This is a genomic window from Streptomyces sp. NPDC053750, from assembly GCF_044544295.1.
Taxonomy (GTDB): Bacteria; Actinomycetota; Actinomycetes; order Streptomycetales; family Streptomycetaceae; genus Streptomyces.
Genome location: NZ_JBITXB010000002.1, coordinates 645,781 through 671,017, shown reverse-complemented (window position 1 = coordinate 671,017; position 25,237 = coordinate 645,781). Strand labels below are relative to the sequence as shown.

At 72.3% G+C, this 25,237-nt stretch carries 22 protein-coding genes; 9 read left to right on the top strand and 13 right to left on the bottom strand.

Features of this window, described 5'->3' with window-relative positions:
• Nucleotides 1-26 precede the first annotated feature (26 nt).
• Both ACIGO6_RS08495 and ACIGO6_RS08490 read left to right on the top strand, forming a co-directional pair.
• Nucleotides 27-818, top strand: a complete 792-nt coding sequence (locus tag ACIGO6_RS08495) for an SDR family NAD(P)-dependent oxidoreductase (RefSeq protein ID WP_399873086.1) — start codon at nt 27-29, stop codon at nt 816-818.
• Between the two features lie 90 nt (nt 819-908).
• Nucleotides 909-3,593 (top strand): right-handed parallel beta-helix repeat-containing protein, encoded by a 2,685-nt coding sequence (locus ACIGO6_RS08490; RefSeq protein WP_399873084.1) that lies wholly within the window; start codon nt 909-911, stop codon nt 3,591-3,593.
• Nucleotides 3,594-3,665: 72 nt separating this feature from the next.
• Here the strand turns inward: ACIGO6_RS08490 and ACIGO6_RS08485 are convergent, their stop codons facing one another.
• Nucleotides 3,666-4,415, bottom strand: coding sequence for a FadR/GntR family transcriptional regulator (locus ACIGO6_RS08485; RefSeq protein ID WP_399873082.1), 750 nt, complete (start codon nt 4,413-4,415; stop codon nt 3,666-3,668).
• 236 nt (nt 4,416-4,651) lie between these two features.
• Here ACIGO6_RS08485 and ACIGO6_RS08480 point away from each other — a divergent pair, with 236 nt between their 5' ends.
• A complete protein-coding gene (locus ACIGO6_RS08480) occupies nt 4,652-5,317 on the top strand; it encodes a ThuA domain-containing protein (RefSeq protein WP_399873081.1) in 666 nt (221 codons plus the stop codon).
• Nucleotides 5,318-5,337: 20 nt separating this feature from the next.
• Here the strand turns inward: ACIGO6_RS08480 and ACIGO6_RS08475 are convergent, their stop codons facing one another.
• From ACIGO6_RS08475 to ACIGO6_RS08455, 5 genes are read right to left on the bottom strand one after another with little or no spacing between them, the layout of a single operon-like run.
• Nucleotides 5,338-6,381: a LacI family DNA-binding transcriptional regulator gene (locus ACIGO6_RS08475; RefSeq protein WP_399873078.1), complete on the bottom strand. Its 1,044-nt coding sequence runs from the start codon at nt 6,379-6,381 to the stop codon at nt 5,338-5,340.
• 20 nt (nt 6,382-6,401) lie between these two features.
• Nucleotides 6,402-7,574, bottom strand: a complete 1,173-nt coding sequence (locus ACIGO6_RS08470) for a fumarylacetoacetate hydrolase family protein (RefSeq protein ID WP_399873076.1) — start codon at nt 7,572-7,574, stop codon at nt 6,402-6,404.
• 18 nt (nt 7,575-7,592) lie between these two features.
• The gene (locus ACIGO6_RS08465; protein ID WP_399873073.1) at nt 7,593-8,396 is read right to left on the bottom strand and encodes an enoyl-CoA hydratase/isomerase family protein; all 804 of its coding nucleotides are present in this window, start codon (nt 8,394-8,396) and stop codon (nt 7,593-7,595) included.
• Nucleotides 8,393-9,499, bottom strand: a complete 1,107-nt coding sequence (locus ACIGO6_RS08460; protein WP_399873070.1) for a carbohydrate ABC transporter substrate-binding protein — start codon at nt 9,497-9,499, stop codon at nt 8,393-8,395. The genes ACIGO6_RS08465 and ACIGO6_RS08460 overlap by 4 nt, the downstream gene beginning before the upstream one ends.
• Nucleotides 9,496-10,704 carry a CaiB/BaiF CoA transferase family protein gene (locus ACIGO6_RS08455; protein ID WP_399873068.1) on the bottom strand — a complete coding sequence of 403 codons (1,209 nt, stop codon included), beginning with the start codon at nt 10,702-10,704 and terminating at the stop codon, nt 9,496-9,498. The genes ACIGO6_RS08460 and ACIGO6_RS08455 overlap by 4 nt, the downstream gene beginning before the upstream one ends.
• A 212-nt stretch (nt 10,705-10,916) precedes the next feature.
• On the opposite strand from ACIGO6_RS08455, the gene ACIGO6_RS08450 reads away from it, so the two are divergent.
• Together ACIGO6_RS08450 and ACIGO6_RS08445 are read left to right on the top strand one after the other, a co-directional pair.
• Nucleotides 10,917-11,663 carry an SDR family NAD(P)-dependent oxidoreductase gene (locus ACIGO6_RS08450; RefSeq protein ID WP_399873064.1) on the top strand — a complete coding sequence of 249 codons (747 nt, stop codon included), beginning with the start codon at nt 10,917-10,919 and terminating at the stop codon, nt 11,661-11,663.
• Nucleotides 11,660-12,727 (top strand): aldose 1-epimerase family protein, encoded by a 1,068-nt coding sequence (locus ACIGO6_RS08445; RefSeq protein ID WP_399873061.1) that lies wholly within the window; start codon nt 11,660-11,662, stop codon nt 12,725-12,727. Before ACIGO6_RS08450 ends, ACIGO6_RS08445 begins: the two co-directional genes overlap by 4 nt.
• A 37-nt stretch (nt 12,728-12,764) precedes the next feature.
• Here ACIGO6_RS08445 and ACIGO6_RS08440 read toward each other — a convergent pair whose 3' ends face one another.
• Nucleotides 12,765-15,470 carry a SpoIIE family protein phosphatase gene (locus tag ACIGO6_RS08440; protein WP_399873059.1) on the bottom strand — a complete coding sequence of 902 codons (2,706 nt, stop codon included), beginning with the start codon at nt 15,468-15,470 and terminating at the stop codon, nt 12,765-12,767.
• A gap of 133 nt (nt 15,471-15,603) precedes the next feature.
• Here ACIGO6_RS08440 and ACIGO6_RS08435 point away from each other — a divergent pair, with 133 nt between their 5' ends.
• Nucleotides 15,604-17,235 (top strand): multicopper oxidase family protein, encoded by a 1,632-nt coding sequence (locus ACIGO6_RS08435; RefSeq protein ID WP_399873056.1) that lies wholly within the window; start codon nt 15,604-15,606, stop codon nt 17,233-17,235.
• 6 nt (nt 17,236-17,241) lie between these two features.
• Here ACIGO6_RS08435 and ACIGO6_RS08430 read toward each other — a convergent pair whose 3' ends face one another.
• From ACIGO6_RS08430 to ACIGO6_RS08410, 5 genes are all read right to left on the bottom strand, one after another.
• Entirely contained in the window at nt 17,242-18,057 is an 816-nt protein-coding gene (locus tag ACIGO6_RS08430; RefSeq protein WP_399873623.1) for an endonuclease/exonuclease/phosphatase family protein, read from the bottom strand.
• 226 nt (nt 18,058-18,283) lie between these two features.
• A complete protein-coding gene (locus ACIGO6_RS08425; RefSeq protein ID WP_399873054.1) occupies nt 18,284-19,297 on the bottom strand; it encodes a DUF2891 domain-containing protein in 1,014 nt (337 codons plus the stop codon).
• A complete protein-coding gene (pcp, locus tag ACIGO6_RS08420; RefSeq protein ID WP_399873051.1) occupies nt 19,297-19,947 on the bottom strand; it encodes a pyroglutamyl-peptidase I in 651 nt (216 codons plus the stop codon). The genes ACIGO6_RS08425 and pcp overlap by 1 nt, the downstream gene beginning before the upstream one ends.
• A 59-nt stretch (nt 19,948-20,006) precedes the next feature.
• On the bottom strand, nt 20,007-20,981 hold the full coding sequence (locus tag ACIGO6_RS08415) for a DUF979 domain-containing protein (RefSeq protein WP_399873049.1): 975 nt from the start codon (nt 20,979-20,981) through the stop codon (nt 20,007-20,009).
• Nucleotides 20,978-21,697: a DUF969 domain-containing protein gene (locus ACIGO6_RS08410; protein WP_399873046.1), complete on the bottom strand. Its 720-nt coding sequence runs from the start codon at nt 21,695-21,697 to the stop codon at nt 20,978-20,980. Before ACIGO6_RS08410 ends, ACIGO6_RS08415 begins: the two co-directional genes overlap by 4 nt.
• Before the next feature lie 191 nt (nt 21,698-21,888).
• Between ACIGO6_RS08410 and ACIGO6_RS08405 the strand changes: the two genes are divergently transcribed.
• From ACIGO6_RS08405 to ACIGO6_RS08395, 3 genes are read left to right on the top strand one after another with little or no spacing between them, the layout of a single operon-like run.
• A complete protein-coding gene (locus ACIGO6_RS08405; protein ID WP_399873044.1) occupies nt 21,889-22,641 on the top strand; it encodes a LamB/YcsF family protein in 753 nt (250 codons plus the stop codon).
• On the top strand, nt 22,638-23,300 hold the full coding sequence (locus ACIGO6_RS08400; protein ID WP_399873041.1) for an allophanate hydrolase subunit 1: 663 nt from the start codon (nt 22,638-22,640) through the stop codon (nt 23,298-23,300). The genes ACIGO6_RS08405 and ACIGO6_RS08400 overlap by 4 nt, the downstream gene beginning before the upstream one ends.
• Nucleotides 23,297-24,154, top strand: coding sequence for a biotin-dependent carboxyltransferase family protein (locus ACIGO6_RS08395; protein ID WP_399873039.1), 858 nt, complete (start codon nt 23,297-23,299; stop codon nt 24,152-24,154). The genes ACIGO6_RS08400 and ACIGO6_RS08395 overlap by 4 nt, the downstream gene beginning before the upstream one ends.
• Nucleotides 24,155-24,234: 80 nt before the next feature.
• Here ACIGO6_RS08395 and ACIGO6_RS08390 read toward each other — a convergent pair whose 3' ends face one another.
• Complete coding sequence (locus ACIGO6_RS08390; RefSeq protein ID WP_399873037.1) at nt 24,235-25,212, bottom strand: ArsR/SmtB family transcription factor; 978 nt, start codon at nt 25,210-25,212, stop codon at nt 24,235-24,237.
• Between the last annotated feature and the right edge of the window lie 25 nt (nt 25,213-25,237).

Below are 25,237 nucleotides of genomic sequence, written 5' to 3'. Positions count from 1 at the left end.
TCCCCTCCCACGCGAAGGAACACCTCATGCCGTACACCCCCGCTCCCCCGCCGCTCGAGCTCGGCGGTCTCGCAGCCGTGGTCACGGGAGGCGCATCGGGGATCGGGCTCGCCACCGCCCTGCTCCTGGCACGCCGCGGCGCCCGAGTCGCCGTACTCGACCTGGACCCGGACGCCCTGCCGGCCGCGGACCGCGACACCCTGATCGCCCTGCGGTGCGACGTCACGGACGACGCCTCGGTCCGTGCCGCCGTGGCGGAGGCGGTGAACCGTCTGGGCGCGCTCGACATCCTGGTGAACAACGCGGGCATCGGCGCGCAGGGGACGGTGGCGGACAACGACGACGCCGAGTGGCAGCGTGTCCTGGACGTCAATGTCCTCGGCATGGTGCGCACGGCGCGGGCCGCGCTGCCCCATCTGCGCGCCTCCCGGCACGCGGCGGTGGTCAACACCTGCTCGGTCGCGGCCACCGCGGGGCTGCCGCAGCGGGTGCTGTACAGCGCGAGCAAGGGGGCGGTGCTGTCCCTGACGCTCGCCATGGCGGCCGATCACATCCGGGAGGGCATCCGCGTGAACTGCGTCAACCCGGGTACGGCGGACACTCCGTGGATAGACCGCCTGCTGTCGAGCGCCGACGACCCGGCTGCGGAGCGCACGGCGCTCCATGCCCGCCAGCCGACGGGCCGCCTGGTGTCCGCCGAGGAGGTCGCGGCGGCCATCGTGTATCTGGCGTCCCCGGCCGCGGCGTCCGTCACCGGCACCGCCCTCGCCGTGGACGGCGGCATGCAGGGCCTGCGGCTGCGCCCCGAAGCCGGCTGACCCTCAGTACCTGCCGATACCAGTCGGCACCTCTTGACACCTGTCGAACGCCCCCGCAAGGAACATGAGATCCGACGAAAGGGCACCTCCATGGTGAGAACCCGGCGACGACCGGTGCGGATGCTGACGGCCTCCGTGGCACTGGCGCTGGCGACGAGCATCGGCGGGCCGACGACCGGCGCCACCGCGGACCCGGCTCCGGCCGCGTCCGCCGGGTTGACGGTCTACGTCTCGGCCACGGACGGCGACGACGCGAACAGCGGCCGTAGGAACGATCCCTTCAAGACGATCGCCGCCGCGCGGGACGCGCTGGCCGGCCGCACGTCCGCCAAGGCGCGCGGCACGGTGTACATCAGGGGCGGCACCTACGTCCTCGACGACACGGTCCGGCTCAAGGGCTCGGAGAACTCGTGGGTCACGTATGCGGCGTACCGGAACGAGAAGGTGACGATCACCGGGTCCCACGAGCTGCCCGCCGAAGGCTGGAAGAAGCTCTCCGATCTCTCCCCGGAGACACTCGCCGAGCCCCAGTACTCCTCCCACACCCGCCTGGACACCGCCGCGCTGCGCGAGGGGGTGTGGGTCTACGACCTGGGTGCGGCGGGTATCGACCCGGGCACGCTGTACAAGAACGGCTTCAACTGGGTGCAGGACCCGTTCGCACCGGAGCTCGTCGTCGGCGGCGACACCCAGACCCTCGCCGAGTACCCCAACGGCAACACCTGCTCCACCACCGAGACCGCGTGCCACTTGTGGGGTACGGGTGACAAGTGGGACGCCGACGCGCCGCGGGACCTCATGAACGTGGACCTCGAAGGCCGTTTCGGCCCGGAGAGCGACTGGAACTTCTCGGGCACGACGCCGAGGGCCCAGTTCGAGGACAAGAAGCAGCTCCTCGAGGACCCCGGCCAACGTGACACCTGGTCTCCGCAGGAGATGAGGCGCATGACGCCGTCGATCTTCACGGTCGGTGGCCGCGCGCTCGCCGACGACCGCTTCCGGCGCTGGGCGCCCGAGGCCGTACCCACGGTGGACGATCTCGGCACCCGTGGATTCGGCGACTACGCCGACGTCCCGGTCCAGCTCGATCCGCGGTGGATCGAGGACATCGACAACACGACGAGCGAGACCGAGGGTTGGCTGTCCGGGTACTTCGGCAACAACTACGCCAACGACATGGTCCGGATCCTGTCGTGGAGCGAGGACCGGCTGTACACGAAGTACCCCTCGATGTACATCCCGCAGGACGCGTGGACCAAGGTCAAGGTGATCAACGTCCTGTCGGAGATGGACACGGCCGGCGAGTACTACATCGACCGCTACGACGACAACGACGTCCTCTACTACCGGCCCGAGGGCGGCACCGTCGAGGGCCGGAACGCCACGCTGCAGACCTTCGACAAGAACTTCTTCCTGCTCGAAGGAACCACCGGCGTGACGCTGCGGGGCCTGGCCATGACGGGGTCGCTGGTCAGTGGCGTGCAACTCCTGGACGCCGTCGGGACCCTCGTCGACGGCGTCGACATCTCCAACGTGAGCATGGACGCGATCCGCATCGGGCGGGCGACCGACACCATCACCAGCATGCCCGACTACGAGACCCTGCGGGGCGGACGCGACAACGTCGTGCAGAACTCCTACCTCCACGACCTCGGTGGCGGCGGGGTCCTGCTCGGCGGCGGCGACCGCGCCACCCTCGAACGGGGTGACAACGTCGCGCGCCACAACGAGGTGGCACGCTTCTCGAAACTCGCGACCTACACCCCGGCCGGCTACCTGTACGGGGTCGGGAACTCCTTCGAGTACAACTACGTCCACGACGCCCCGCACATGGCCGTGCAGATCATGGGCAACGACATGCGGGTCAACAACAACCACTTCCGCGACGTGGTGAAGAACGCCGGTGACATGGGCGTGGTCTACGCGGGCCGTGACTTCACCTACCTCGGCAACGAGGTCGCCTACAACCACTTCGAGAAGATCGGCGGGACGAACGACGCGCTCTACATGGATGACGGCGCATCCGGCGTGAGGTTCCACCACAACGTGGTGAACGACGCGCACTCCGGGGTCAACTTCAACTCCGGTCACAGCAACACCGCGAACGACAACGTCTTCCTCGGCGTGGAGCGCGCCGGACACGGCGGGATCTACCACAAGAGGGGCGAGACGAGGCTTCCGCTGGACAACAGCTGGGTGTTGCAGAGCCGCTTCAACTCCTTCCTCGACGTGCGCGAGGGCGAGAAGTACAGCGCGACGCCCGAGACGGTGGCGGCCTGGCACGAGCACTACACGAGCGGGAGGCCCAGGTACTCCGACGGCGTCCCGATCTCGTCTCCGGAGATCACGCAGTGGTACGTGCCGCGGGTGACCGCGACGGGCAAGGACTGCACGGCCGCCGACTACTCGGTGTCGGGCACGAACGGATGCAGCCGCGCGACGGTGTGGGACGACGCCGATTCGCTGTGGGTGCCGTCGCGGGTGGAGATCGACCACGCGGTGGTCGTGGGCGGCTCCGGGTACGTCGAGACGACCGCGACGTTCGCGGACCCGACGTCGGAGTACAACGTGTCGCGGTGGAGCGACAAGGTCAACACCAACGGCCTGACGGCGTCTTCCGTGGCGGAGACGGGCCTGGACCTCGGCACGCTCAAGTTCTCGGACTCCGGGGCGGTGGCCAGGGAGTTCGGGTCGGCGTGGGTCGACGAGTGGAACCGCCGCGTCACGACCGAGGGCGTCGGCCGGCCTGCCGCAGGCACCCGCACGACCGGGTAGGGCCTGCTCTCCCCCGTGGTCGGGGCCGTACGTCGCGCGGCGTACGGCCCCCGGCCGTGTCCCGGCGGCCGCCTAGGCGTCGGGCGCGTCGGTCGGGCGGCGGCGGGCCCAGGCCGACGTGATGTGCTCGCGCATCGCCTCGGCGGCGCCGTCGGCGTCCCGGGCGGTCACCGCGGCCGCGATCCGGGCGTGCGCCTGCTGCGTGAGTTCGATCTCCTCACGGGTCGGGTCCCCGCTGTACTGGGGGGAACGCACCGCCTTGCTCTGGATGCTGGAGACGATGGCCCGCCCGAACGCGTCGTGCGAGGCGCGGTGGATGATCTCGTGGAACTCGATGTCCGCGCGCGAATAGGCCTCGGGGTCGTCGATCAGCGTCGCGAGTTCGTCGAGCTTGGCGGAGAGCGCCGCGGCCTGGGCCTCGTCGATGCGCTCGGCGGCGCGGGCGGACATGGCGCACTCCAGGGTCGTCCTGATCTCGATCAGGTTGTCCAGGAAGACAAGGCGGTCCTTGCGCTGGAACAGGGCGTCGAGAACCAGTGGGTCGAGCAGGCTCCACTGCTCCTGGTCGAGTACGACCGTGCCCCAGCCCTGGCGCGTTGCGACGAGCCCCTTCTCGGCGAGCGTCGTCGTCGCCTCCCGGATCACGGTCCGGCTCACCTCGTACTCCTCGCACAGGTCACCCGCCGACGGAAGCGCCGTACCCGGCGGGTACTCCCCCAGCACGATGGCCGTCGCAAGGCTCTGGACGACGGCCGCGGCGAGCGGTGGCCGGCGCCGTCGAGGTCGGGACACGGCGGTGGTGTCCGCGGATGGCTTACTCATCTGGTCCAAGACTCCCCATGTTTCCAAGACTCCCCACGTTCGTGCGGCTTCGCCCGGCCCCCGCTGTCCAACGACCCCAGATTAGCCGAACGTGCTAAGGTCATCACTCGTATCACAAGTTATGACTGACGCCGTGGGTGGTACCGGTCCCTTGCCACGGTGGACCGAGGTCCACGAGGAGACGATCGCCGTACGGACCTCTTCCGATCAGTGCTCCGCCCCGGAGGGAGTTCGACATGAGAACGCGAAGGGCCCTGGTCGTCCGCGGCGGCTGGGAGGGACACGACCCGGCAGGCTGCACCGAGGTGTTCACGCCCGGCCTGGAGCGGGCGGGCTTCGAGGTCGCGGTCCGCGAGGACCTGGCGGTCTACGACGACACCGACCTGCTCGCCGCCACCGACCTCGTCGTGCACTCCTGGTCGGGTGGTGAGCTGAGTCCGAGTCAGGAGGCCAACCTCGTCGGGGCCGTGGAGGCGGGCACGGGCTTCGCCGGGTGGCACGGGGGCGTCATCGGGACCAACGTCGGCAACGCCCGCTACCTGCGGATGGTCGGGGGCCGATTCCTGTGGCACCCGGACGGTTTCCAGGAGTTCACCGTGCGCATCGCCGCCATGCCGGACCGGGACGGGGTGATCACCCGGGGCATCGAGGACTACGCCGTGGTCACCGAGCACTACTGGGTGCTGACGGACGCGCACAACACGGTCCTGGCCACGTCCGTGCTCGTACCGGACACCGTCGGCCCGTGGGACGTCCCGGTCGAGTTCCCCGTGGTGTGGACGCGCCGCTGGGGCGCCGGACGGGTCTTCGTCTGCACCCTGGGCCACCGCGTCGCGGACCTCCAGGTGCCGCAGACGGCGACGATGGTCGGCCGGGGCCTGGAGTGGGCGGCGCGCACCTGAGACGCCAAGTGCCGGGTGCCTCAGGTGCTTCGGCGGGCGACGACCCGGTACCCCACGTCCCGGTGCGGCACCTCGACCGGGGCGCCGCGCATCCGCGTCAGCAGCAACTCGGCCGCCAACTCCCCGATACGGGCGCTGGGTACCGCCACCGTGGTCAGCGCGGGCACGAGGTGCCGCGCCAGCTCGAAGTCGCCGAAGCCGGCCAGGGCGAGCGTGCCGGGCACGTCGATCCCGCGCCGCACACAGGCCTGGAGGGCTCCGGCGGCGAAGACGTCGCTGGAGAACATCACGGCGTCGGAGTCCGGGAACCGTTCCAGCACGAGGTCCAGCAAGGTCACGCCGGTGTCCATGGTGACCGGTTCCGGACCGACGTCCACGGTGCGCGGGGCGCTGCCCAGCAGGTCGCGGACCGCGCTCGTGTAGCCGTCGAGGCGCTCGGCGGCCCGCGGGTCGCCCGAGGTGTGCCGGCCGGCGAAGGTGATCCTGCGCCGGCCGCGCTCGACCAGGTGCGCGACCATCGCCGAGGCCGCCGCCGCGTTGGAGAAGCCGACCAGCAGATCCACGGGGTCGGCCGACCAGCCCCAGGTCTCCACGACCGGCACCCCGGCCGCCCCGAGCAGCGTCAGGGTGCCCGAGGTGTGGCGCGTGCCCACCATGAGCAGCCCGTCCGGCCGCCGGCCCAGGAAGCTGCGCAGCACCTCCTCCTCGTGCTCCGGCCGGTAGTCGGTGGTGCCGACGAAGATCTGGTAGCCGTGGGCGGCCAGAGCCGTCGAGAAGGCGTGCACGGTGTCCGCGAAGACCGACGTGTTGATCTGCGGCACCAGGGCGGCGACCGTGCGACTGCGGTTGGAGGCCAGGTTGCTGGCGGCGAGGTTGGGCACGTAGCCGGTCGCCGCGATGGCCGCCTCGACCCGGGCGCGGGTCTCGTCCGGCACCGACAGGGGGTCGCGGACGACGCGGGAGACCGTCTGGGCCGACACACCGGCGGCCGCCGCCACGTCCGAGAGGGTCACCGAACGGGTGGCGGAGCGTTTGCGCGGGCGGCGGGGCGGCGGCTGAGTCACGTCGGAGACGATATCGGGCGTCACAGCGCTCCCCGCGCGGCCAGCGAGCGCATCAGATCGGCGATGCCGAAGGTCCACGGGGCGCAGGCGTCGCTCGGCCGGATCCGGTTGACGAGCGTGCCGAGCCGCGGCGTCGCGACGGTGACGAAGTCGCCGTCGTGGTGGGTGAATCCCTGGCCCGGCGCGTCGCGGTCCGCCACGGGGGCGAACATCGTGCCGAGGTAGAGCACCGCGCCGTCCGGATACTGGTGGTGGGGTCCGATCAGCTGGGCCACGAGGTCCAGGGGATCGCGGCTGATGGCGGACATCGAGGACTCGGCGTCGAGCCGGTGGCCGTCGGTGCCCTCGACCGTCAGGGTCACCGTCGCCCGCCGTACGTCGTCGATGCCGAAGCCGGGCTCGAACAGCCTCAGGAACGGTCCGAGGGCCGCCGAGGCGTTGTTGTCCTTCGCCTGGGGCAGCAGCAGCGCGGAACGTCCCTCCACGTCACGGAGGTTGACGTCGTTGCCGAGCGTCGCACCCACGACGGCCCCGGTGGAGGAGACGGCCAGCACCACCTCCGGCTCGGGGTTGTTCCACCGTGAGGAGCGGTGGACTCCCGCGTCGGCGGCGCTGCCGACGGCGGCCAGCACGGGGGCCTTGGTGAAGATCTCGGCGTCGGGGCCGATGCCGACCTCCAGGTACTGGCTCCACGCCCCCTGGGCGACCAGGATCTCCTTCAGCGCGGCGGCCTGCTCGGAGCCGGGCCGCAGCGCGGCGACGTCGCCCCCGACGAGGTCGCGGATGTGTGCACGAGCCGCCTCGGCCTCCGAGGCGTCGCCACGGACGCGTTCCTCGATCACGCGCTCCAGCATCGACACCACGAAGGTCACCCCGGCGGCCTTGACGGCCTGGAGGTCCACCGGGGCGAGCAGCCAGGGCCGCCGGGTGTCCCGCGTGTCGGCCGGGGTGTTGGCCAGCAGGTCGTCGAGCCCGGCGACCCGCTCACCCGGGGCCGCGCGCAACCGCCCCGCGGGGTCGGGTTCTTCGCACAGGTCGCGTACGGTCGCGAACGTGTCGGTCACGTCGTACACGCCGCTCTCGCGGACGGCGACGACACTGGGCCCGAGGCCGGGTCGCCAGATCCGGCCGACGAGGGCCCCCTCGGTACCGTCGCGGGGCAGGGTGGTCGTGGCGTCCGGCCACTGGTTCATGACGTTCCTCTCGGCCTCTCAGCGCTTGCGGAAGACGGGGGTGCGCTTCTCGGCGAAGGCACGGCGGCCCTCGGCGGCGTCCTCGGTGGCGAAGCAGACGGTCTGCAGGTCGCGCTCGTAGGCGAGCGCCTGGTCCTCGGGCAGGTTGCCGGCGGCCCGCAGATTGATCTTCGCGGTCTCGGCGGCCACCGGTGCCCGGGAGGCGATCACCCGGGCGAGGGCACGGGCCCGGTCGAGCAGTGCCGCGCGGGGCACGACCTCACTGACCAGATGCCAGTCCAACGCCCGTGCGGCGTCGATGCGTTCGCCGGTGAGCAGCATCAGGGCGGCGTTGCTGGGACCGGCGGCGCGGTTGAGGAAGGCGGCCATGCCGCCGCCCCCGATCCAGCCGAGCGTGATCTCCGGCGCGCCGAAGGACGCGGTGTCCGAGGCGAGGCGGATGTCGCAGGACAGGGCGGTCTCCAGTCCGCCGCCCAGCGCGTAGCCGCCGACGGCCGCGATGGTGGGGGTGCGGGCCGCGCGGATGGCGTCGCAGTAGTCGACGCGGTTGCGGAAGTCCCACGGTGTGGCGTAGCGGTCGAGTTCGACGATGTCCGACCCGACGCTGAAGGCACGCTCGCCGGCGCCGGTGACGACCACGGCACGGACGTCGTCCGTGGTGTCGCACCATTCGATCGCCCGTACCAGGGCGCGGGACATCTCGGCGGTGACGGCGTTGAGCTTCCCGGGCCGGTTCAGGGTCACGGTGGCGACGCGGTCCGCCACGTCGAGGAGCACGTGTCCGGTGCCGAGGCCGGGCGGGGCGGGGTGGGTGTCGGTCATGTGTGTCGTTCCTCCGGTGTCCGGCTCGCCCGGTACAGCTCGCGCATCCGGTCGAGTACGTCGCGGTGGCCGGCCTCACCGGCGAGTGCGGCCCGGACGGCGGCCGACGCCGCGCTCTGGAAGCCGATGTAGCCGGCGTGACGGGGCCTGATCCAGGCCTGCTCGCAGGTGGTGGTCGTGCGACGGTAGAAGTCGGCGGCGACGGTTCCGGGGTCGGTCCAGGCGGCGCGTGCGCTGGGCTGGCCGTGGTGCCGGGGCAGGAAGTCCCCCTGTGCGCCGGGCGACATCAGCCATCGCACGTGGTCCAGCAGGGCGGGGGACGGGGTGCGGCGGGTGGTGAGCGCCAGCCCGGTGCCGCCGAGGGTGGAGCCCGGTCGTCCGCCCGGTCGGACGGCGGGGGCGTCGGTGAAGGTCAGCCGGCCGGCGTAGGTGACGTAGCCGTACACCAGCGGGCAGTGTGCCAGGCGGTCGGTGCCGGCCATGAGTTCCAGCAGTCCGATCGGGTTGAGGGTGCGGGTCCCGGGCGGCGCGAGGGCGTCGAGGGCGGCCATGAGGTCCAGGACCGCAAGTCCTGTTTCCCGGCTGATGAGCTCGTCCGGGTCGGTGGCCGGCTCCTCACCCATGGCGACGGCGACGGAGGCGAAGGTGAGGAAGGCGTGCGGCCCCGCGAGGGAAAGCGCCACCGGGGCTCGGTGCGCGAGGCCGTGGACCGCGTCCCAGGTGGTGGGCGGCTCGCCGACGAGGTCGGTCCGGGTGGCGGCGACCTGGGTGGCCGCGTCCAGCGGGAGCGCCCACTGCCGGCCGTCCATGGCGTACGAACGCATGGTGGGGCCGATGGAGTCGGCGCCCCAGCGGGCCAGTTCCTCCTGGGTGAACAGGTCGTCCAGGGGCCGCAGGCAGCCCGCCCGGAGGGCCTCCCCCAGGTGCGGGTGGTCGAGGACGACGAGGTCGTAGCGTGCGCACAACTCGTCGACGGGGTGGGATTCGAAGCCTTCGAGGGGCTGTACGTCCCAGTGGACGAGGTCGCCCGCCGACGCGGCGAGGGCGTCGTGACCGCGGGGGTGGTCCCAGGTCAGTCCGGCGTACGGCCCGGCGTACGTCATGAGGTCTCCGCCACGGCGCCGGAGGCGAACAGTTCCTCGATCTCCCGTTCGCCGAGGCCGACTTCGGCGAGGATCTCGCGGGTGTGTTCGCCGGTGAGCGGGGCGCCGCGGTCGACGCGGGGCGGGGTCGCGGAGAACTTGTAGGGGAATCCGGGCGTCGTCACGCGGCCCTCGGTGGGGTGGTCGTAGGTGACGAAGGTGCCGTTGTGCCGGATCTGGGGGTCCTGAACGAGGTCCGCGTAGCCGTAGACCGGGCCGGCCCAGATGCCGGCGGCCTCGAAGGCGTCGAGCCAGTGCCGCGAGGGCCGGGTCATGAGGCGGGACGCGGTGCGGGCGAAGATCTCGTCGCGGTGGGTCCAGCCGTGTTCCTCGTCCTCCATGGACAGGAAGCTGTCCTCGCCGATGATCTCGCCGAGCCGTTTCAGGGGCGGGAAGGCGAGGACGACGTAACCGTCGGCGGTCCGGAAGGCGCCGTAGGGCGAGCGGATGTAGACGTGCGCGTGCGGCTCGGCGGAGCGGGTCTGGGCCAGTCCGCCGACGGTGTGGACGGACAGCTCCTGCATCTGCAGGGTGGTGACGGCGTCGAGCATGTTCACGGTGACGAGCTGGCCCTCGCCCGTGCGTTCCCGGTGCAGCAGGGCGGCGAGCACCCCCTCGAAGGCCGTGGACGCGGTGACGGCGTCCACGAGGTACTGGCCCGCGGCGCGCGGAGCCTCGCCCGCTCGGCCGGTGGAGAGCATGGCGCCGGACATCGCCTGCAGCAGCAGGTCCTGGCCGGGGCGCTGGGCGTAGGGGCCGTCCTCGCCGTAGCCGGAGATGGAGACGTACACGAGGGCGGGGTTGACGGCGGCCAGGGAGGCGTGGTCGACGCCGAGCCGGGCGGCGACGCCGGGACGGTAGTTCTGCAGGAAGACGTCGGCTCCGGCCACGAGGCGGCGCAGTACCTCCTTGCCCGCCGGGTCCTTGAGGTCGACGGCGAGGGAGCGCTTGTTGCGGTTCAGGGAGAGGAAGGAGACGTTGATCCGGTTGCCGCCGGCCCCGCCGGCCGCGGCGTGGCGCTGCCACTCCCCGGTGACGGGTTCGACCTTGACGACGTCGGCGCCGAGGTCGCCGAGCCGCTGGGCGGCGAACGGGCCGGCCATGGCGATGGAACAGTCGAGGACCCGGTAACCGGCGAGGACGCCGGGCTTGTCGCGCGTGGTCATGGGGGCTCCTTGAAGGGCGGGACCGCATCGGCGCAAGGGGGTGTGCGGGTGCGGAAGTCGCGTGCGTCGTCGCCGCGTTCACCGTCGTCCGCACCCTGTTGTTAGCGCTATCGGTAGCGCTAACATGCACGCTAGGCGGGCACCGCTCGCAGTGTCAACGACACGATCCGCCCCTCGGCGCCCGGCCGGCACCGGGAAGATGGGACCCCTTGATGACACAGACCGAAGCCGCACTCGTGACCGGCGCCGGCGGCGCCCTGGGCCGGGCCATAGCCTCCCGTCTGGCCGCCGACGGACACGATGTCGCCGTACTCGACCGGGACGCCGAGTCGCTGGAGCAGACCGCCGCGCAGGTGGAGAAGGCCGGGACCCGCGCGCTGCCGCTCACCGTCGACCTGCGCGACGCGGAGGCGGTCGAGGAGGCCGTCGGGCGGATGGCGGCCGAACTGGGCACGCCGCGCGTCCTGGTCAACAACGCCGCCGTGTATCCGAGCCGCCCCTTCCTCGACGTGCCGCTCGCCGAGTACGAGGACGTGGTGGCGGTCAACCAGCGCGCCTACTGGGTCGCCGCCCAGGCCGCCGCGCGGCGCATGACCGCCACGGGCGGCGGGGCGATCGTCAACGTCGCGTCGATCACCCTGCACGGCGGCTGGGACGCGCTGGCCGCGTACATCTCCACCAAGGGCGCCGCGGTCGCGCTCACCCGCGCCCTCGCCCGGGAACTGGGACCGCACGAGATCCGCGTGAACTGCGTGTCCCCCGGCGCCTTCCCCACGGCGGCCGAGGAGATCCATGAGGACCCCGAGGCCTACCGGCGGCACGTGCTCGACCACCAGGCCCTGAAGCGGCGCGGTCGCCCCGGCGAACTGGCCTCGGTGGTGTCCTTCCTCGCCGGACCCGACGCCTCCTTCGTCACCGGCCAGTGCGTCGAGGTCAACGGAGGGTGGGTGATGGCGTGAAGCTGTACGGACGCTTCCACGACCGCCAGTCCCTGGCTCGGCACGCCGGCGATCTGAGCGCGGCCGGCGGCGTGCGCTCCGTCGTGCTGGACGACGGAACCGAACGCGGCATCCGCACACTGGAGTTCCGTACCGGAGCAGGGCTCTGCTTCGACGTCCTCGTCGACCGGGCCATGGACCTCGGCGGCGCCGAGTTCGAGGGCCGGGGCTTCGGCTGGCGCTCCGCGACCGGGTTCCGGCATCCCGGTCTGCACGAGTACCGCGACGACGACGGCCTGTCGATGATGCGCAGCTTCTCGGGGCTGCTGCTCACCGCGGGCCTCGACCACACGCTCTTCGGCGCCGAGGTGGACGCCTCGCAGTACCGCTATCCCCCGCGGCGCACGGCCGTGCACGCCCTGCACGGACGAATCGCCAACCTGCCGGCCCGGCTCACCGGGTACGGCGAGCGGTGGCAGGACGACGGCCGCTGCGTGCTGTGGGCCGAGGGCGAGGTGCGGCAGGCCGCGATCTTCGGTGAGCACCTGCGGCTCACCCGCCGTATCGAAACCGATCTCGGCGGCACGGAGATCCGGCTGACCGACCGGGTCCGCAACGCCGGCTTCGACCCGACCCCGCACATGTACCTGTACCACGTCAACATCGGCTGGCCCTTCCTGGACGAGGGCGCACGCTACGAGCTGCCGCCGCACCGCACGCTGTGGCGCAGCGACAGCGTCGCCGAGCAGGGGGTCTCGCACACCGACATGCCCGGCCCGTTGCCGGGGTTCGTCGAGCAGGTCTACGAGCACGAGCTCGAGCCGGACGCGAACGGCCTGGTCCGTCCCCGCCTGGTCAACGAACGCCTCGGCGTCTTCTTCGAGTTGGAGTTCGACACGGCGCAGTTCCCGTCCTTCTTCCAGTGGCTGCACCTGCGCGAGGGCGCCTACGCGGTGGGTTTCGAACCGTCCACCCATCGTGTGCAGGGCGAGACCGCGGCCCGCCAGGACGGTTCCATGACGTTCCTGGCCCCGGGCGAGGAACGCACGTACACGACTACCTTCCGGGTGGGACGCCTGGACTGACCCGGACGTCCGGTCCCGCCGGTGGGCGACTCGGCTGTCACGGGTGCGGACTCGGCACGTCCGGAGGCGACGCGGGCGAGGACGGGAAGGACGAAGGGGACTGCTCCGACCAGATGACCTTTCCGCTGTCGGTGTAGCGGGTCCCCCAGCGGTCGGCCAGCTGGGCGACGAGGAACAGGCCACGGCCTCCCTCGTCGGTCGTGGCCGCGTAGCGCAGGTGCGGTGCGGTGCTGCTGCCGTCGCAGACCTCGCAGATCAGGCTCCGGTCGTGGAGCAGCCGGACCCGGACGGGATCGGTGCCGTAGCGCACCGCGTTGGTCAGCAGTTCGCTGAGGATCAGCTCCGTCACGAAGGCCTCCTCGTCCAGGCCCCACTCGGAGAGCCGGCCGGTGACCTCGCGGCGGATGCGGGAGACGGCGGCCGGGTCCCGCTCCACGTCCCAGGTGGCCACCCGGGCCGGGTCGAGCACGCGGGTGCCGGCCACCAGGAGGACCACGTCGTCCTCGGGCGGCCCGGCCGGCAGCGCCGCCAGCACCCGCGCGCACGTCTCCTCCGGGGTACGTCCGGCCCCGCCGAGGCTGCGCCGCAGGACGTCCAGGCCCTCGTCGATGTCCCGGCCCCGGGCCTCGACGAGCCCGTCCGTGTACAGCACGAGCCGGCTTCCCGCGGGCAGATCCAGATCGACCGCCTCGAACGGCAGGCCACTGCCGACGCCGAGCGGCAGTCCCACGGGGCTGTCCGGGAAGTGCACGGACCCGTCGGGCAGCACCAGTGCGGGGCTGGGATGCCCCGCCCGGCTCAGCGAACAGCGGCCGTCCACCGGGTCGTAGATCGCGTAGAGGCAGGTTGCCCCGGCGATCTCGGCGCCGTCCGGGCCGCCCTCGTGGTCGAGCTGGGAGACCAGCTCGTCGAGGCGCGCGACGAGTTCGTCGGGCGGCAGGTCGAGCGCGGCGAAGTTGTGCACGGCGGTCCGCAGACGCCCCATGGTGGCGGCGGCGTGCAGGCCGTGTCCCACCACGTCGCCGACCACCAGGGCGACCCGGGCCCCCGGCAACGCGATGACGTCGAACCAGTCCCCGCCCACCCCCGCCGCCGCCGGCCGGTACCCGTGGGCGATGTCGAGGGCGTCCTGCTCGGGCAGTCCGCTCGGCAGGAGGCTGCGCTGCAGGGCCACGGCCGTCTCGTGCTCGCGGGTGTAGCGGCGGGCGTTGTCGACGCACACCGCCGCCCTGGCCACCAGTTCCCGGGCGAACGCCTCGTCGTCCTCGTCGAACGCCGCCGGATTCCGGGAACGCCAGAAGTTGACCATGCCGAGGACCACGCCCCGTGCGTGCAGGGGCACGGCGAGGACGCTGTGGAAGCCGTAGGCGAGGATCCGTTCGGCGTGCTCGGTGTCCCGGCCGTACCGGTTGAGCACGGTGTCCATGTCCGTCTCGGGCACGGAGTGCCGCTCACTGCCGCCCAGGGAACCGGGGTCGGTGGACACCGTGCCGACCACCCGGCCCTGGGGGAACAGCGGGTGGTCCTCGCTCACGCCGGCGACGGCTGCCCGCCGCATCTCGACAAGTGAGCCGCCCGACTCACGTGGTTCGTCCCCGCGGAACACCAATTCGGCCAGGTCCACGGTGGCGAAGTCCGAGAAGCGCCGGGTGGCCACCCGGGTCAGTTCCTCCGCGGTCGTCATCACGTCGAGGGTGCTGCCGATCCGCGCGCCGGCCTCGTAGAGCAGCAGGAGCCGTTCCCGCACCGCCTCGGCCCGGCCGATCACCGCCGCCAGGTCGGTGGTGTCCCGGAGGGTGGCGACGGCACCCGGTGGCCCCCCGTGGTCGCCGGTGACCCGCACGTTGGTCGCGAGCAGCCGGTCCCCCACCGGAACCACCTCGTCGGTGGTCGGCCGTCCGGACTCCAGGAGCTCGGCGATCCGGGCGGGCAGGCCGGCCTCGGCGACCGGGCGCTCCTCGGTGTCCGGCGGGAGCGCCAGCAGCCTGCGCGCCTCGTCGTTGGCCAGCATCAGCCGCCCCTTGCCGTCGGCGATCAGCACCCCCTCCCTGACAACGTGCAGCACCGCATCGTGATGTTCGTACATGCGGGTCATCTCGGCGGGGCCCAGACCCCGGGTCTGCCGGGACAGGCGCCGGTTCACCAGCGCCGAGCCTGCGAGCGCGAGGACGAGAGCGCCGGCGGCGCTGCCGAGGATGACGGGGATCTGACGGCTGACGGCCTGATTGATGTCACCGAGTGTGATCTCGACGCCGACGATACCGGCGACCGAACCGTCGCTGCGGAAGACGGGCACCGTCGAGTCGACGGCCGGCCCGACGCTGGCGTTGAGCTCCGTCGTCATGGGAATGCCCTGCAGCGCCTTGTCGTACGGGCCCAGGATGCGCTTCCCGATGAGATCCGTGTCGGGGTGCGTGTAGCGGATGCCCCGGGTGCTGGAGACGACGACGAAGGCCACGTCGGCCGCCTTGCGGACGGCCTCGGCCCGGGGCTGCAGCACGGCCGTCGGATCCGGACCGTCCAGGGCCTCCGCGGTCCCGGGAGCGTTGGCGAAGGTCTGTGCGACCGACAAGGTCCTGCTCCGGGCGTCCTGGGTCCTGTCGCGTTGCACCTGCAGCACCAGGGACACCACCGCGGCCACGGCCAGCAGCACCACCAGCCCCGCTTGCAGCAGGAACACCTGTCCGGCAACGCTCCGCACCTTCGGCCCGCGGGTCCGGCGATCTGCTTGTTTTGCGGACATAACATCACTGCTCCGCTCTCGCGGCCGTCGCAGAGGCCCGGCGACCCGGCCGAACCAGTGCGAAGCCCCGTCCCGATGAGACGCGCCGCCTTCAATCTCACATATAAGCGCATAAACCAGGTCTTATATGGGCATGCAGACATTTACGCGGCGCACCCTGCTGGGTGCCTCGATCGTGGCCGCCGGCTCGGGAACCCTGACCGCATGCACCGGACCCGGCGCTCGCCCCGGGGCCGGAGCCCCCGGTCACACGGGGGCCGCGCAACGCGAGGGCAGCTTCGTCCCGAAGGGACCCAAGGGATACGTCAACCCGTCCGATCCCGAGGTCCTCGCCGCCGAGAAGAGGCGCGGCGCCGGTCCGCTCCGCAAGTTCAAGCTGACCGCCACCGAGACGACCTTCGACCTCGGCGGCCGGACCGTCAGATCATGGGCGTACGGCGACACGCTGCCCGGCAAGGAGGTCCGGATCACCGCGGGCGACGTACTCGATCTCACGCTCGCCAACCGTCTGCGCGAATCCACGACACTCCACTCGCACGGCATCCGGATGCGCTGCGACATGGACGGCGTACCGGGCCTGACCCAGTACTCCGTCAAGCCCGGCTCCGACTTCAGCTACCGCTTCGCCGTGGAGCACCCGGGCACCTACTGGCTGCACTCGCACTCGGGCATGCAGCTCGACCGCGGCATGTACGCGCCGCTGATCGTCGAGGACCCCAAGGAGCCGCTGTCCTACGACAAGGAGTGGGTCGTCGTCCTGGACGACTGGGTGGACGGCGTGGCCGGCTCCACCCCGGACGCCGTGCTCGCACAGTTGCAGGACGGCAAGGTCCGGCCGATGGACATGGGCGAGGGCAGCGGACACGACGGTTCACGCCACGCCGGGAACGGCGGCCCCCAGGCCTCCGCCCCCGGCAGGCCCACCGGCCCCTCCCGCATCCTGCGGGACTCCCACAGCCGCATGCTGCACGGCATGGGAGGCAACGTCGACTACCCGCACTACCTGATCAACGGCCGCCTTCCGGGGGCTCCCACGGTGTTCCGGGCCCGCCCCGGGGACCGCATCCGGCTGCGGATCATCAACGCCGGGGGCGACACGGGCTTCCGGGTGGCCCTCGGCGGTCACGAGATGACGGTGACGCACACGGACGGCTACCCGGTCGAGCACCGGAAGACGGACGCGCTGTTCCTCGGCATGGCCGAGCGCTACGACGTGCTGGTCACCGCCAAGGACGGGGTGTTCCCGCTGGTCGCGCTCGCCGAGGGCAAGCGCGCGAGAGCCCTGGCGGTCCTGCGCACCGGCGGCGGGCGGCTCCCCGGTCCCTCCGTGCACCCGGACGAGCTGGACGGCATGGTCGTGCCCGCCCGACGGCTCGTGCCGCACGAGTCCGTGGCCTTCAGCGACCGCGAGCCGGACCGCGAGATGCGCATCAAACTGACCGGCGGCATGAAGGACTTCGACTGGGGCTTCGACCACGAGCCCTACTCCATCCAGAAACGCGTCCCGGTCCGGGAAGGCGAACGGGTCCGCATCTCCCTCATCAACGCCACCGACATGTGGCACCCCATCCACCTGCACGGCCACACGTTCGCCCTCACCGGCATCGACGCGGTCGGAGCCCGCAAGGACACCGCCCACGTGCTGCCCCATCACAAACTCGTCATCGACTTCTACGCCGACAACCCGGGCCTGTGGATGCTGCACTGCCACAACCAGTACCACTCCGAATCCGGCATGATGACCATCCTCGGCTACGAGAAGTGACCGTCGTCAGCGGTTCCCGGTCGGGCGCAGGTCGGCCTGCACCAGGTGGTGGTCCGAGTACGGGGTGGGCTGCACACGGTGTTCGAGCGGGGCGAAGCCGCGCAGGAAGACGTAGTCGAACTTGCTGTGCCAGTCGGTCGTCGTCAGGCAGGTACCGGCGGTGTCGGCCGAGGGACCGCACCGGGGGTCCGTATCCGCGGCCAGCGCCCACATCCGGGTGAGTTCGGGGGCGTCCGGCACGGCGTTGAAGTCGCCGAGAACGATGGCGCGGTCGTGCCGGGCGACCTCTGTGGCGAGGACGCCGACCTGCTCCGCCCGGACTGCTTCCTGGCGCCGGTGCGCGAGATGGGTGTTGAAGACCCGGACGGACCGACCGCCCACCTCGGTGGTGACCGCCAGGTACCCGCGGTCCTCGGAACCGCCGTCGGGGTACTCCACGTTGACGCGGTCCGTCATCGGTTCCGCCGAGAGGACCGCCTGGCCGAAGGTTCCGGGGTTCCACGGCCATCCCCCGCAGCGGCTGCGACTCTCGACGACCGTGCCGTACGCGACGTCGTAGACCAGCCCGTACAGGCTCTCCAGGTGGTCCCGGATGCTCTCGACGTCACGCACGCACGCTTCCTGGAGGCCGATGACCTGGGGCGCGTGGGCGGCGATGTCCGCCGCCCGGTCGACGTTGTCCACCTCGCAGGGATTGCAGATGTTCCACGTCATGACGCGGTTCGACACGACGTCCGCGGCGGCGTCGGCGGGCAGTGGCCTGCCGACGAGGGCGTCGCCCGGCGCACTGGGGCCGACGAGCACCATGCAGGCCACGGCCATGACCCCCGCGACCGTCCGCGCGCTCCTACCGAGCACCGTCGCCTCCTCTGTCGCCACACGGCGTCCGACCTCTGTCCGCACGAGGTTATGGGACGGACGAGGCCGTCGGGGCGCGGCCCCTCACACCGACGACCATGGCGGCTGCCGCAGCGCACTGCCCGGCTCAGCGTGCCGACTCGGCGCCTCGCGGACAGGAACCCCGGGCCGCGCGGTGCCATCGCACAGGTCAGCCGTGGGCCACGGGGTCGAGCGCCAGTGCGGCGAAGGTCGCCAGCCAGTGGTCGGTGGTGAAGTCACCGCGTTCCACCGCCGGCAGACCCGCCGCGAGGTGTGCCGCGGCGGCTTCGTCCAGGCGGCTGCGGACCGCTCCGTCGGGCAGGGCGTCCGCGAGGGAGCGCAGCGCGGCCGCTCTGCTGAGGGTCAGGCCGAGCAGATGGCCGATCTGCGGGTCGGCGTGGTCGGAGACGACCGGCACGTCCAGCAGCGCGCAGGGGGCACCGGAGCTCAGCGCGGGCAGGAAGCGGTCGAGCCATCCCGCGAAGCTCTCCGCCGGGAGCACCCTGCGGAGGGCGTCGGCCTCGCTCAGCGCCGGGGACAGGAAGTCCTGTCCCGACGGTTCCCAGTGCGCGGGCGCGTCGTGGTCGTCGGCGAACCAGGCCAGCAGGCGTTCCCGTACGGCTCGGTCGGTCGCGGCGGACAGTTCCCCGGAGTCCAGGGCGAGGCCCAACGCGAAGGCGCTGTTGGGGTGGTTACCGTGGCGCACCGGATACGTGGCCTTGGGCAGCCAGTCGGCCAGCAGACGGTCGACGGCGGCGACGGCCGGCGCCAGCGCCGCGGTCCAGCGGGCGCCCGCCGCGTCCTCGAAGGCCCGGCACTCGGCGGCGAGCGCGAGCAGCCATGCCCAGCCGTAGGGCCGCTCGAAGGAGGGGCGGTCCCGGAGGTAGGCGGCTTCGACGGCGAGGTTCGCGGGCGTGAGGTGCCGGTCGAGTACGTCGGCGGCGGGCCCGGTGTCCGGCAGGGCGGGGGTGCCGCCGTGGCGTCGGAGCAGTCGGACGAGCAGCCAGTGCATGTGGACCGAGGAGTGCCAGTCGTAGGCGCCGTAGAAGGCGGGATGCAGCCGGCGCGGTTCGCAGCGCTCGTCGGCGGAGGTGATCAGGTGGGCGGGGAAGTTGGGGTACTCGCGGGTGATGTTGGCGAGGGCGAGCCCGGCGAAGCGGGACGCGTGGGCGCTGAGCGGCATCAGTGGGTGGCTCCTTCGGTGACCTTCAGGTCCTGCTCGGCCGGTGTGCGGGCGGCGGTGGCCAGCAGGGCGCGCAGGCCGTGGGCGACGGTGGCCGGCGGCAGGGACGGCGCGGTGCCGTCGGGGACCTGTTCCGGCGCCCAGGGGACGTGCACGAAACCGCCGCGTACGTGCGGGAACTCGGTGGCGATGAGATGGCCGAGGCCGTAGGCCACGTGGTTGCAGACGAAGGTGCCGGCCGTGTGGGAGACGGCGGCCGGCACCCCGGCCTCGCGCATCGCGGCCACGCAGGCCTTGACGGGGAGGGTGGAGAAGTAGGCGGCGGGGCCGTCCGGGACGACCGGTTCGTCGATGGGCTGCTGCCCGGCGTTGTCGGGGATGCGTGCGTCGTCGAGGTTGAGGCCGACGCGTTCGACGGTGACGCCGGGGCGTCCGCCCGCCTGGCCCAGGCAGAGCACCAGGTCGGGGGCTTGCGCGCGGACGGCGTCGCGCAGGATGTCGAGGGACTCGCCGAAGACGCAGGGCAGTTCGGTGGCGGTGACCGTGAGCCCGGCGGGGGGTTCGGCGGCGACCAGGGACGCCGCCTGCCAGGAGGGGTTCACGCGCTCGCCGTCGAAGGGGGCGAAGCCGGTGATGAGGACATGGGTCATGGACGTTCCTTGCGGGTCGGACAGGCAGGCCCAGGGGGGCGGCACAGCGGCGCAGCGGCTCAGAAGGCGAAGAGCGCCATGATGACGGTGCAGCAGCCGAGGAGCGCGATGCCCGTCGGCAGCTGTGCCTTGATGGGTCCGTACTGGTCCTTGAGCTCGAGCAGGGTGGCCGGGACGATGTTGAAGTTGGCGGCCATCGGGGTGCAGAGGGTGCCGGCGAAGCCGGCCAGCATGCCGATCGCGAGGACGGCGGGCTCGTTGCCGTGCATCTGCTGGATGAGCACGGGCCAGCCGATCGCCGCGGTCATCACCGGGAAGGCGGCGAAGGCGTTGCCCATGATGACGGTGAACAGGAACATGCCGACGCAGTACGCGACCACAGCGAGGTACCTGGAGTCGTCGGGCAGGACGTCGTTCACGATCCTGCCCACCTGGTCGCCGACGCCCGCGGCGGCGAAGATCGAGCCGAGTACGGCCAGGAGCTGGGGCAGCAGCAGGGCGGAGCCCATCGCCTCCAGCATGGAGCGGCCGGAGTGGAGCGGGACCGACACCTTCTTCTCGCCGGTGATCAGCATGCCGACGCCGAGCGCGGCGATGCATCCGAGGCCGAGCCCGAGCAGCGTGGCCTTGCCCGTCTCGAACAGGCCGGACTCGTCCAGCACGGAGGCGCAGACGATGGCGACGAGCGGGATCGTCAGGGCGGGGACGAAGATCTTGCTGCCGAGCCGGGTGGCGGAGGCATCGCGCTGCTCGGCGGTGGTGGTGACCGGGACGCCCTTGCCGAGGAAGTTGAACCCGGCGAGCACGATCAGGGTGAGGACCGCGACGCCGAGCGGTTCGGCGGGCAGGGTCCAGTCGCCGTTGCCGGCCGTGGCGTTGGCCACGCCGGTGCCGTAGGGGAAGGTGAGTCCGAGCAGGCCCCAGAACGCGGCGGACGTCCACCGCTTGGGGTTGCTGCGGTCGGTGGCCATCTGCACGGCCATGACGACGAAGACGAGGCCTATCAGCCAGTACAGCCATTCGACCTTGATCACTTGTCGGCCCCCTCGGGAAGCGGAAGGTCGTGTTCGGCGGTGGCGAGCGCCATCTCGCGCTCCAGCTGCCGGTCCATGAGCAGCAGCCGGGCACCGTGGATGACGAAGGCGCAGACCGCGAGCGGGATCGCCCACAGGGCCAGCTGGGTCGGTTCGATCTCCTGGTGGTACGTGGAGTTCACGAAGCCGGTGATCAGCAGGATGGAGCCGATGGCGATGAAGCAGTCCTCACCGAAGAAGACGCCCACGGTGTCGGCCGACGCGGAGTACGAGCGGACCTTCTCGCGCAGGCGGTCGGGCAGCTTGGCGCCCGTGGAGCGTTCGGCGGCGGCCTCGGCCATGGGCGCCACCAGGGGCCGCACGGTCTGGGCCGGACCGCCGATGCTGTTCAGGCCGAAGGCGGCGGTGACCTGCCGGACCAGCAGGTAGACGGTGAGGAACCGGCCGGCGCTGAGCCTGCCCAGCCGGCCGATGAGATTGCGGGCCTGTTCGCGCAGGCCGTAGCGCTCGAGCAGGCCGATCACCGGCAGCACGATGGCGTAGACGGTGACCGAGCGGCTGTCGGCGAAGGACCTGCCGAAGGCCGCGAGGACCTCCATCGGGTTCATCTTGCCGAGCAGTCCGGTGACGATACCGGCGACGCCCACCACGAGGACGGGGTTGCGGCGCGTGACGAATCCAAGGATCACCACGACCACACCGAGGAGAACGATCATTCGGTGGCCTTAGGGCATGAGGGGGCAGGGCACGGATCCGAGGCAAACGGAACCGATGCTTCATCGGTCCGGACCATAGCCCCAGATGCGTGGCAGATGCACGGACACTAGCGATCGTTCAACGATCTAACAAGAGTGGAATCCACAGGGATCCCTTGTCGGATCGTTCAACAATCGTTTACGTTCAGTGCGTGATCGACCTCAACGCAGATCTCGGTGAAGGCTTCGGCCGCTGGACCCTCACCGACGACGACGCCCTGCTCTCCGTCGTCACCAGCGCCAATGTCGCCTGCGGTTTCCACGCGGGTGACCCCTCGGTGATGCGTCGCGTCTGCGACCTCGCCGCCGAGCGCGGGGTGCGGATCGGGGCCCAGGTGTCCTACCGCGACCTGGCGGGGTTCGGCCGGCGGGCCATGGACGTACCCTCCGAGGAGCTGGCGGCCGAGGTGGCGTACCAGATCGGCGCCCTCAGGGTCTTCGCCGAGGCCGCCGGCGCGGAGGTGGCCTACGTGAAGCCGCACGGCGCCCTCTACAACCGGACCGTCCACGACGGCGAGCAGGCCCGTGCCGTCGTGACCGGGGTGCGGCTCGCGGGCGGTGCGCTGCCCGTGCTCGGCCTCCCCGGCTCACGCCTGCTCGCCGCCGCCGAGGACGCCGGGCTCACCGGCGTGCCCGAGGCCTTCGCCGACCGCGCCTACACCCCGCAGGGCACCCTCGTCCCCCGCCGCGAGGCGAACTCGGTGGTGACGGACGAGGACACGGTCGTCCGGCGGGCGCTGGCGTTCGCCGTGCGGGGCGCGGTCGAGGCGGTGGACGGGACGACCGTCGCGGTCGCCGCCCGATCGCTGTGCGTGCACGGCGACACCCCGAACGCGGCCGGGATCGCGGCGCGGGTGCGCGAGGCGCTGGAGACGTCCGGGGTCGGGATCGGGGCGTTCGCATGACCGGAGGCCCGGCCCTCACGACGCGTCCCGCCGGCCGCCACGCGCTCCTGGTCGAACTGCCCGACGCCGAGCACACCGCGGCCTTCCACGCCGAAGTGCTGCGCCGCCGCGCCACCGGCGCACTGCCGCCCGTGGAAGAGATCGTGCCCGGGGCGCGTACCGTCCTGCTGGACGGAGTGTCGGACCCGCAGGCGCTGGCCCGCGCGCTCACCGGCTGGGAGGTGCCGCGGAGCGCAGGCGACGACGGGGACGTCGTGGAGATCCCCGTGCGCTACGACGGGCCGGACCTGGCCGACGTGGCGGCACTGTGGGGAGTCGCCCCCGACGAGGTCGCCGCACACCACACCTCGTTCACCTACCGGGTCGCGTTCTGCGGTTTCGCACCCGGCTTCGGGTACCTCACCGGGCTGCCCCCGCGGTTCCACGTGCCCCGCAGGGCCACGCCCAGGACCCGGGTCCCGGCGGGCGCGGTCGCCCTGGCCGGACCGTACAGCGCCGTCTACCCCCGCTCCACGCCGGGCGGCTGGCAGCTGATCGGCACCATGCCGGACCCGGGGCCGCTGTGGGACCCCGCGCGGCAGGGGGCGGCGCTGCTCACCCCGGGGACGCGCGTGCGCTTCGTCACGGCGGACGGCGGCCCGACGGGGGGCACGGAATGACGGCCACGCTCACGACCGTGCGCTCCGGCGCCCTCACCACCGTGCAGGACGCGGGCCGGCGCGGCCACGCCCACCTGGGAGTGCCCCGCTCCGGGGCCCTGGACGCGCCCGCGATGCGCCTCGCCAACCGGCTGCTCGGCAACGACCCGGGGGCCGCCGTCCTGGAGACCACCCTGACCGGCTGCGCCCTCCGGCCCGACCGCGCCGTCACCCTCGTGGTCGGCGGTGCGCCCTGCCCGGTCACCGTGGACGGGCGGCCTGCGGCCTGGGGTGCCCCGGTGCGGGTGCCCGCGGGCGCGGTCCTGAACGTGGGGGCGGCCACCGCGGGCGTGCGCTCGTACGTGGCGGTGGCCGGGGGCATCGCCGCCGACCCCGTCCTCGGCAGCCGCTCGACGGACCTGCTCTCGGGCCTGGGCCCGGGGCCCCTGCGGGACGGGGACGTCGTTCCCGTGGGCACCCCCGCACGACCGGTGGCGCTGCCCGTCGCCGCCCCCTGGCCCGGACCGCCCGCCGAGCTGGTGCTGCCGGTACGCCCGGGCCCCCGCGCCGACTGGTTCACCCCGGCCGCGCTGCGCACCCTCACCTCGGCCACGTACCGCGTCTCCCCGCACAGCAACCGCATCGGACTGCGGACCGAGGGACCGCCGCTGGAACGGGCGCGGCAGGGCGAACTGCCGAGTGAGGGGGTCGTCCTGGGTGCCGTGCAGGTGCCGTCGGACGGACGCCCCGTGATCTTCCTGCACGACCACCCGACGACCGGGGGCTATCCGGTCCTCGCGGTCGTCGCGGAACCCGCCCTGGCGGCGGCGGCCCAGGCCTCGGCCGGAACACCGGTGCGCTTCACGCCCGGCTGACGCGGCGACGGCGTGGCGCTCCGTGTCGCGAGCGCCACGCAGGCCCGTTCGCGTCCTCCCGTCGGCGTTCCGACGCCGGGTCACGGACCGCCGGCCCCGGCCGCCTCCACGAGGACCTCCCCGGCCGCCGTCCGGACGTACAGCACCGACCGCCCCGCCCGTCGCCGTTCCACCAGCCCCGCGTCCAACAGCACCCGCAGATGCCGCCCCACCGACCCCAGCGCCTGCCCGGTCACGGCGACCAGCTGCGTCGTGCTCATGGGGGTCCCGAGGAGCACCAGCAGTCGGGCCCGCGCGGTCCCGACGAGCGCCCCGAGCGCGGCCGGGACGGGCCGGCGGTCGTGCTCGTCGGCGAGCACCCCGAGACACGGGTAGACGACCGCGTACCGCTCGCGTCCCTCCCACGACACCCAACTGGTCCTCGGCGTCACCGGCATGAACAGCAGCTCGGCCCCGGCGGCGACCTCCCGCGGCGGGTACGCGTTCGGATTGACCTGGAACCGGCTCTCCCCGAGCCACCGCGTCCCCGGCTTCAACGAGTCCAGAACGGCCGCCCAGCCTCCCTGGTTCACCCGCGCCGTCCGGGCGACCATGTCGGCCTCCAGGATGCGCCGCCGGCGCCCCCAGTACGGCCGTACGGTCTCGTCCCAGACGTGGGTCAGGAGCGCGGTCGCCCGCTCGGGCAGGTCGTCCCGGTCCAGGACGGCGGGGAGCGGGCCCCGGAGGGACACGCGGAGGTCGGCCCGTGCCTCCTCGGCCCCGGCCGCCCGCACCCGGGCCACGGTCTCCTCGAAGCTCTCCCCGACGCACGACGTGGGGCAGAAGAAGTCGGCGATCCAGGACGTGCCGAGCGCCGCCCGCACGAGCGGCGCGGCCACCGGGTCGGCCGTGAGGCGCGCGCGGTAGCCGGGCAGGTGCGCGCGCAGCCAGGCCTCCTCGCCCGGATGGGCACCGGTTGCCGCGTGCAGCAGCTTGAGGCTCGCGAAGGTCTCGGCGAACGGCGAGAGCACGAACCGGCTGCGGGCGAGGGTGTCGGTGTCTATCTGCCACAATCCCATGCGCACTACCTTTCGCGTGTCGGCG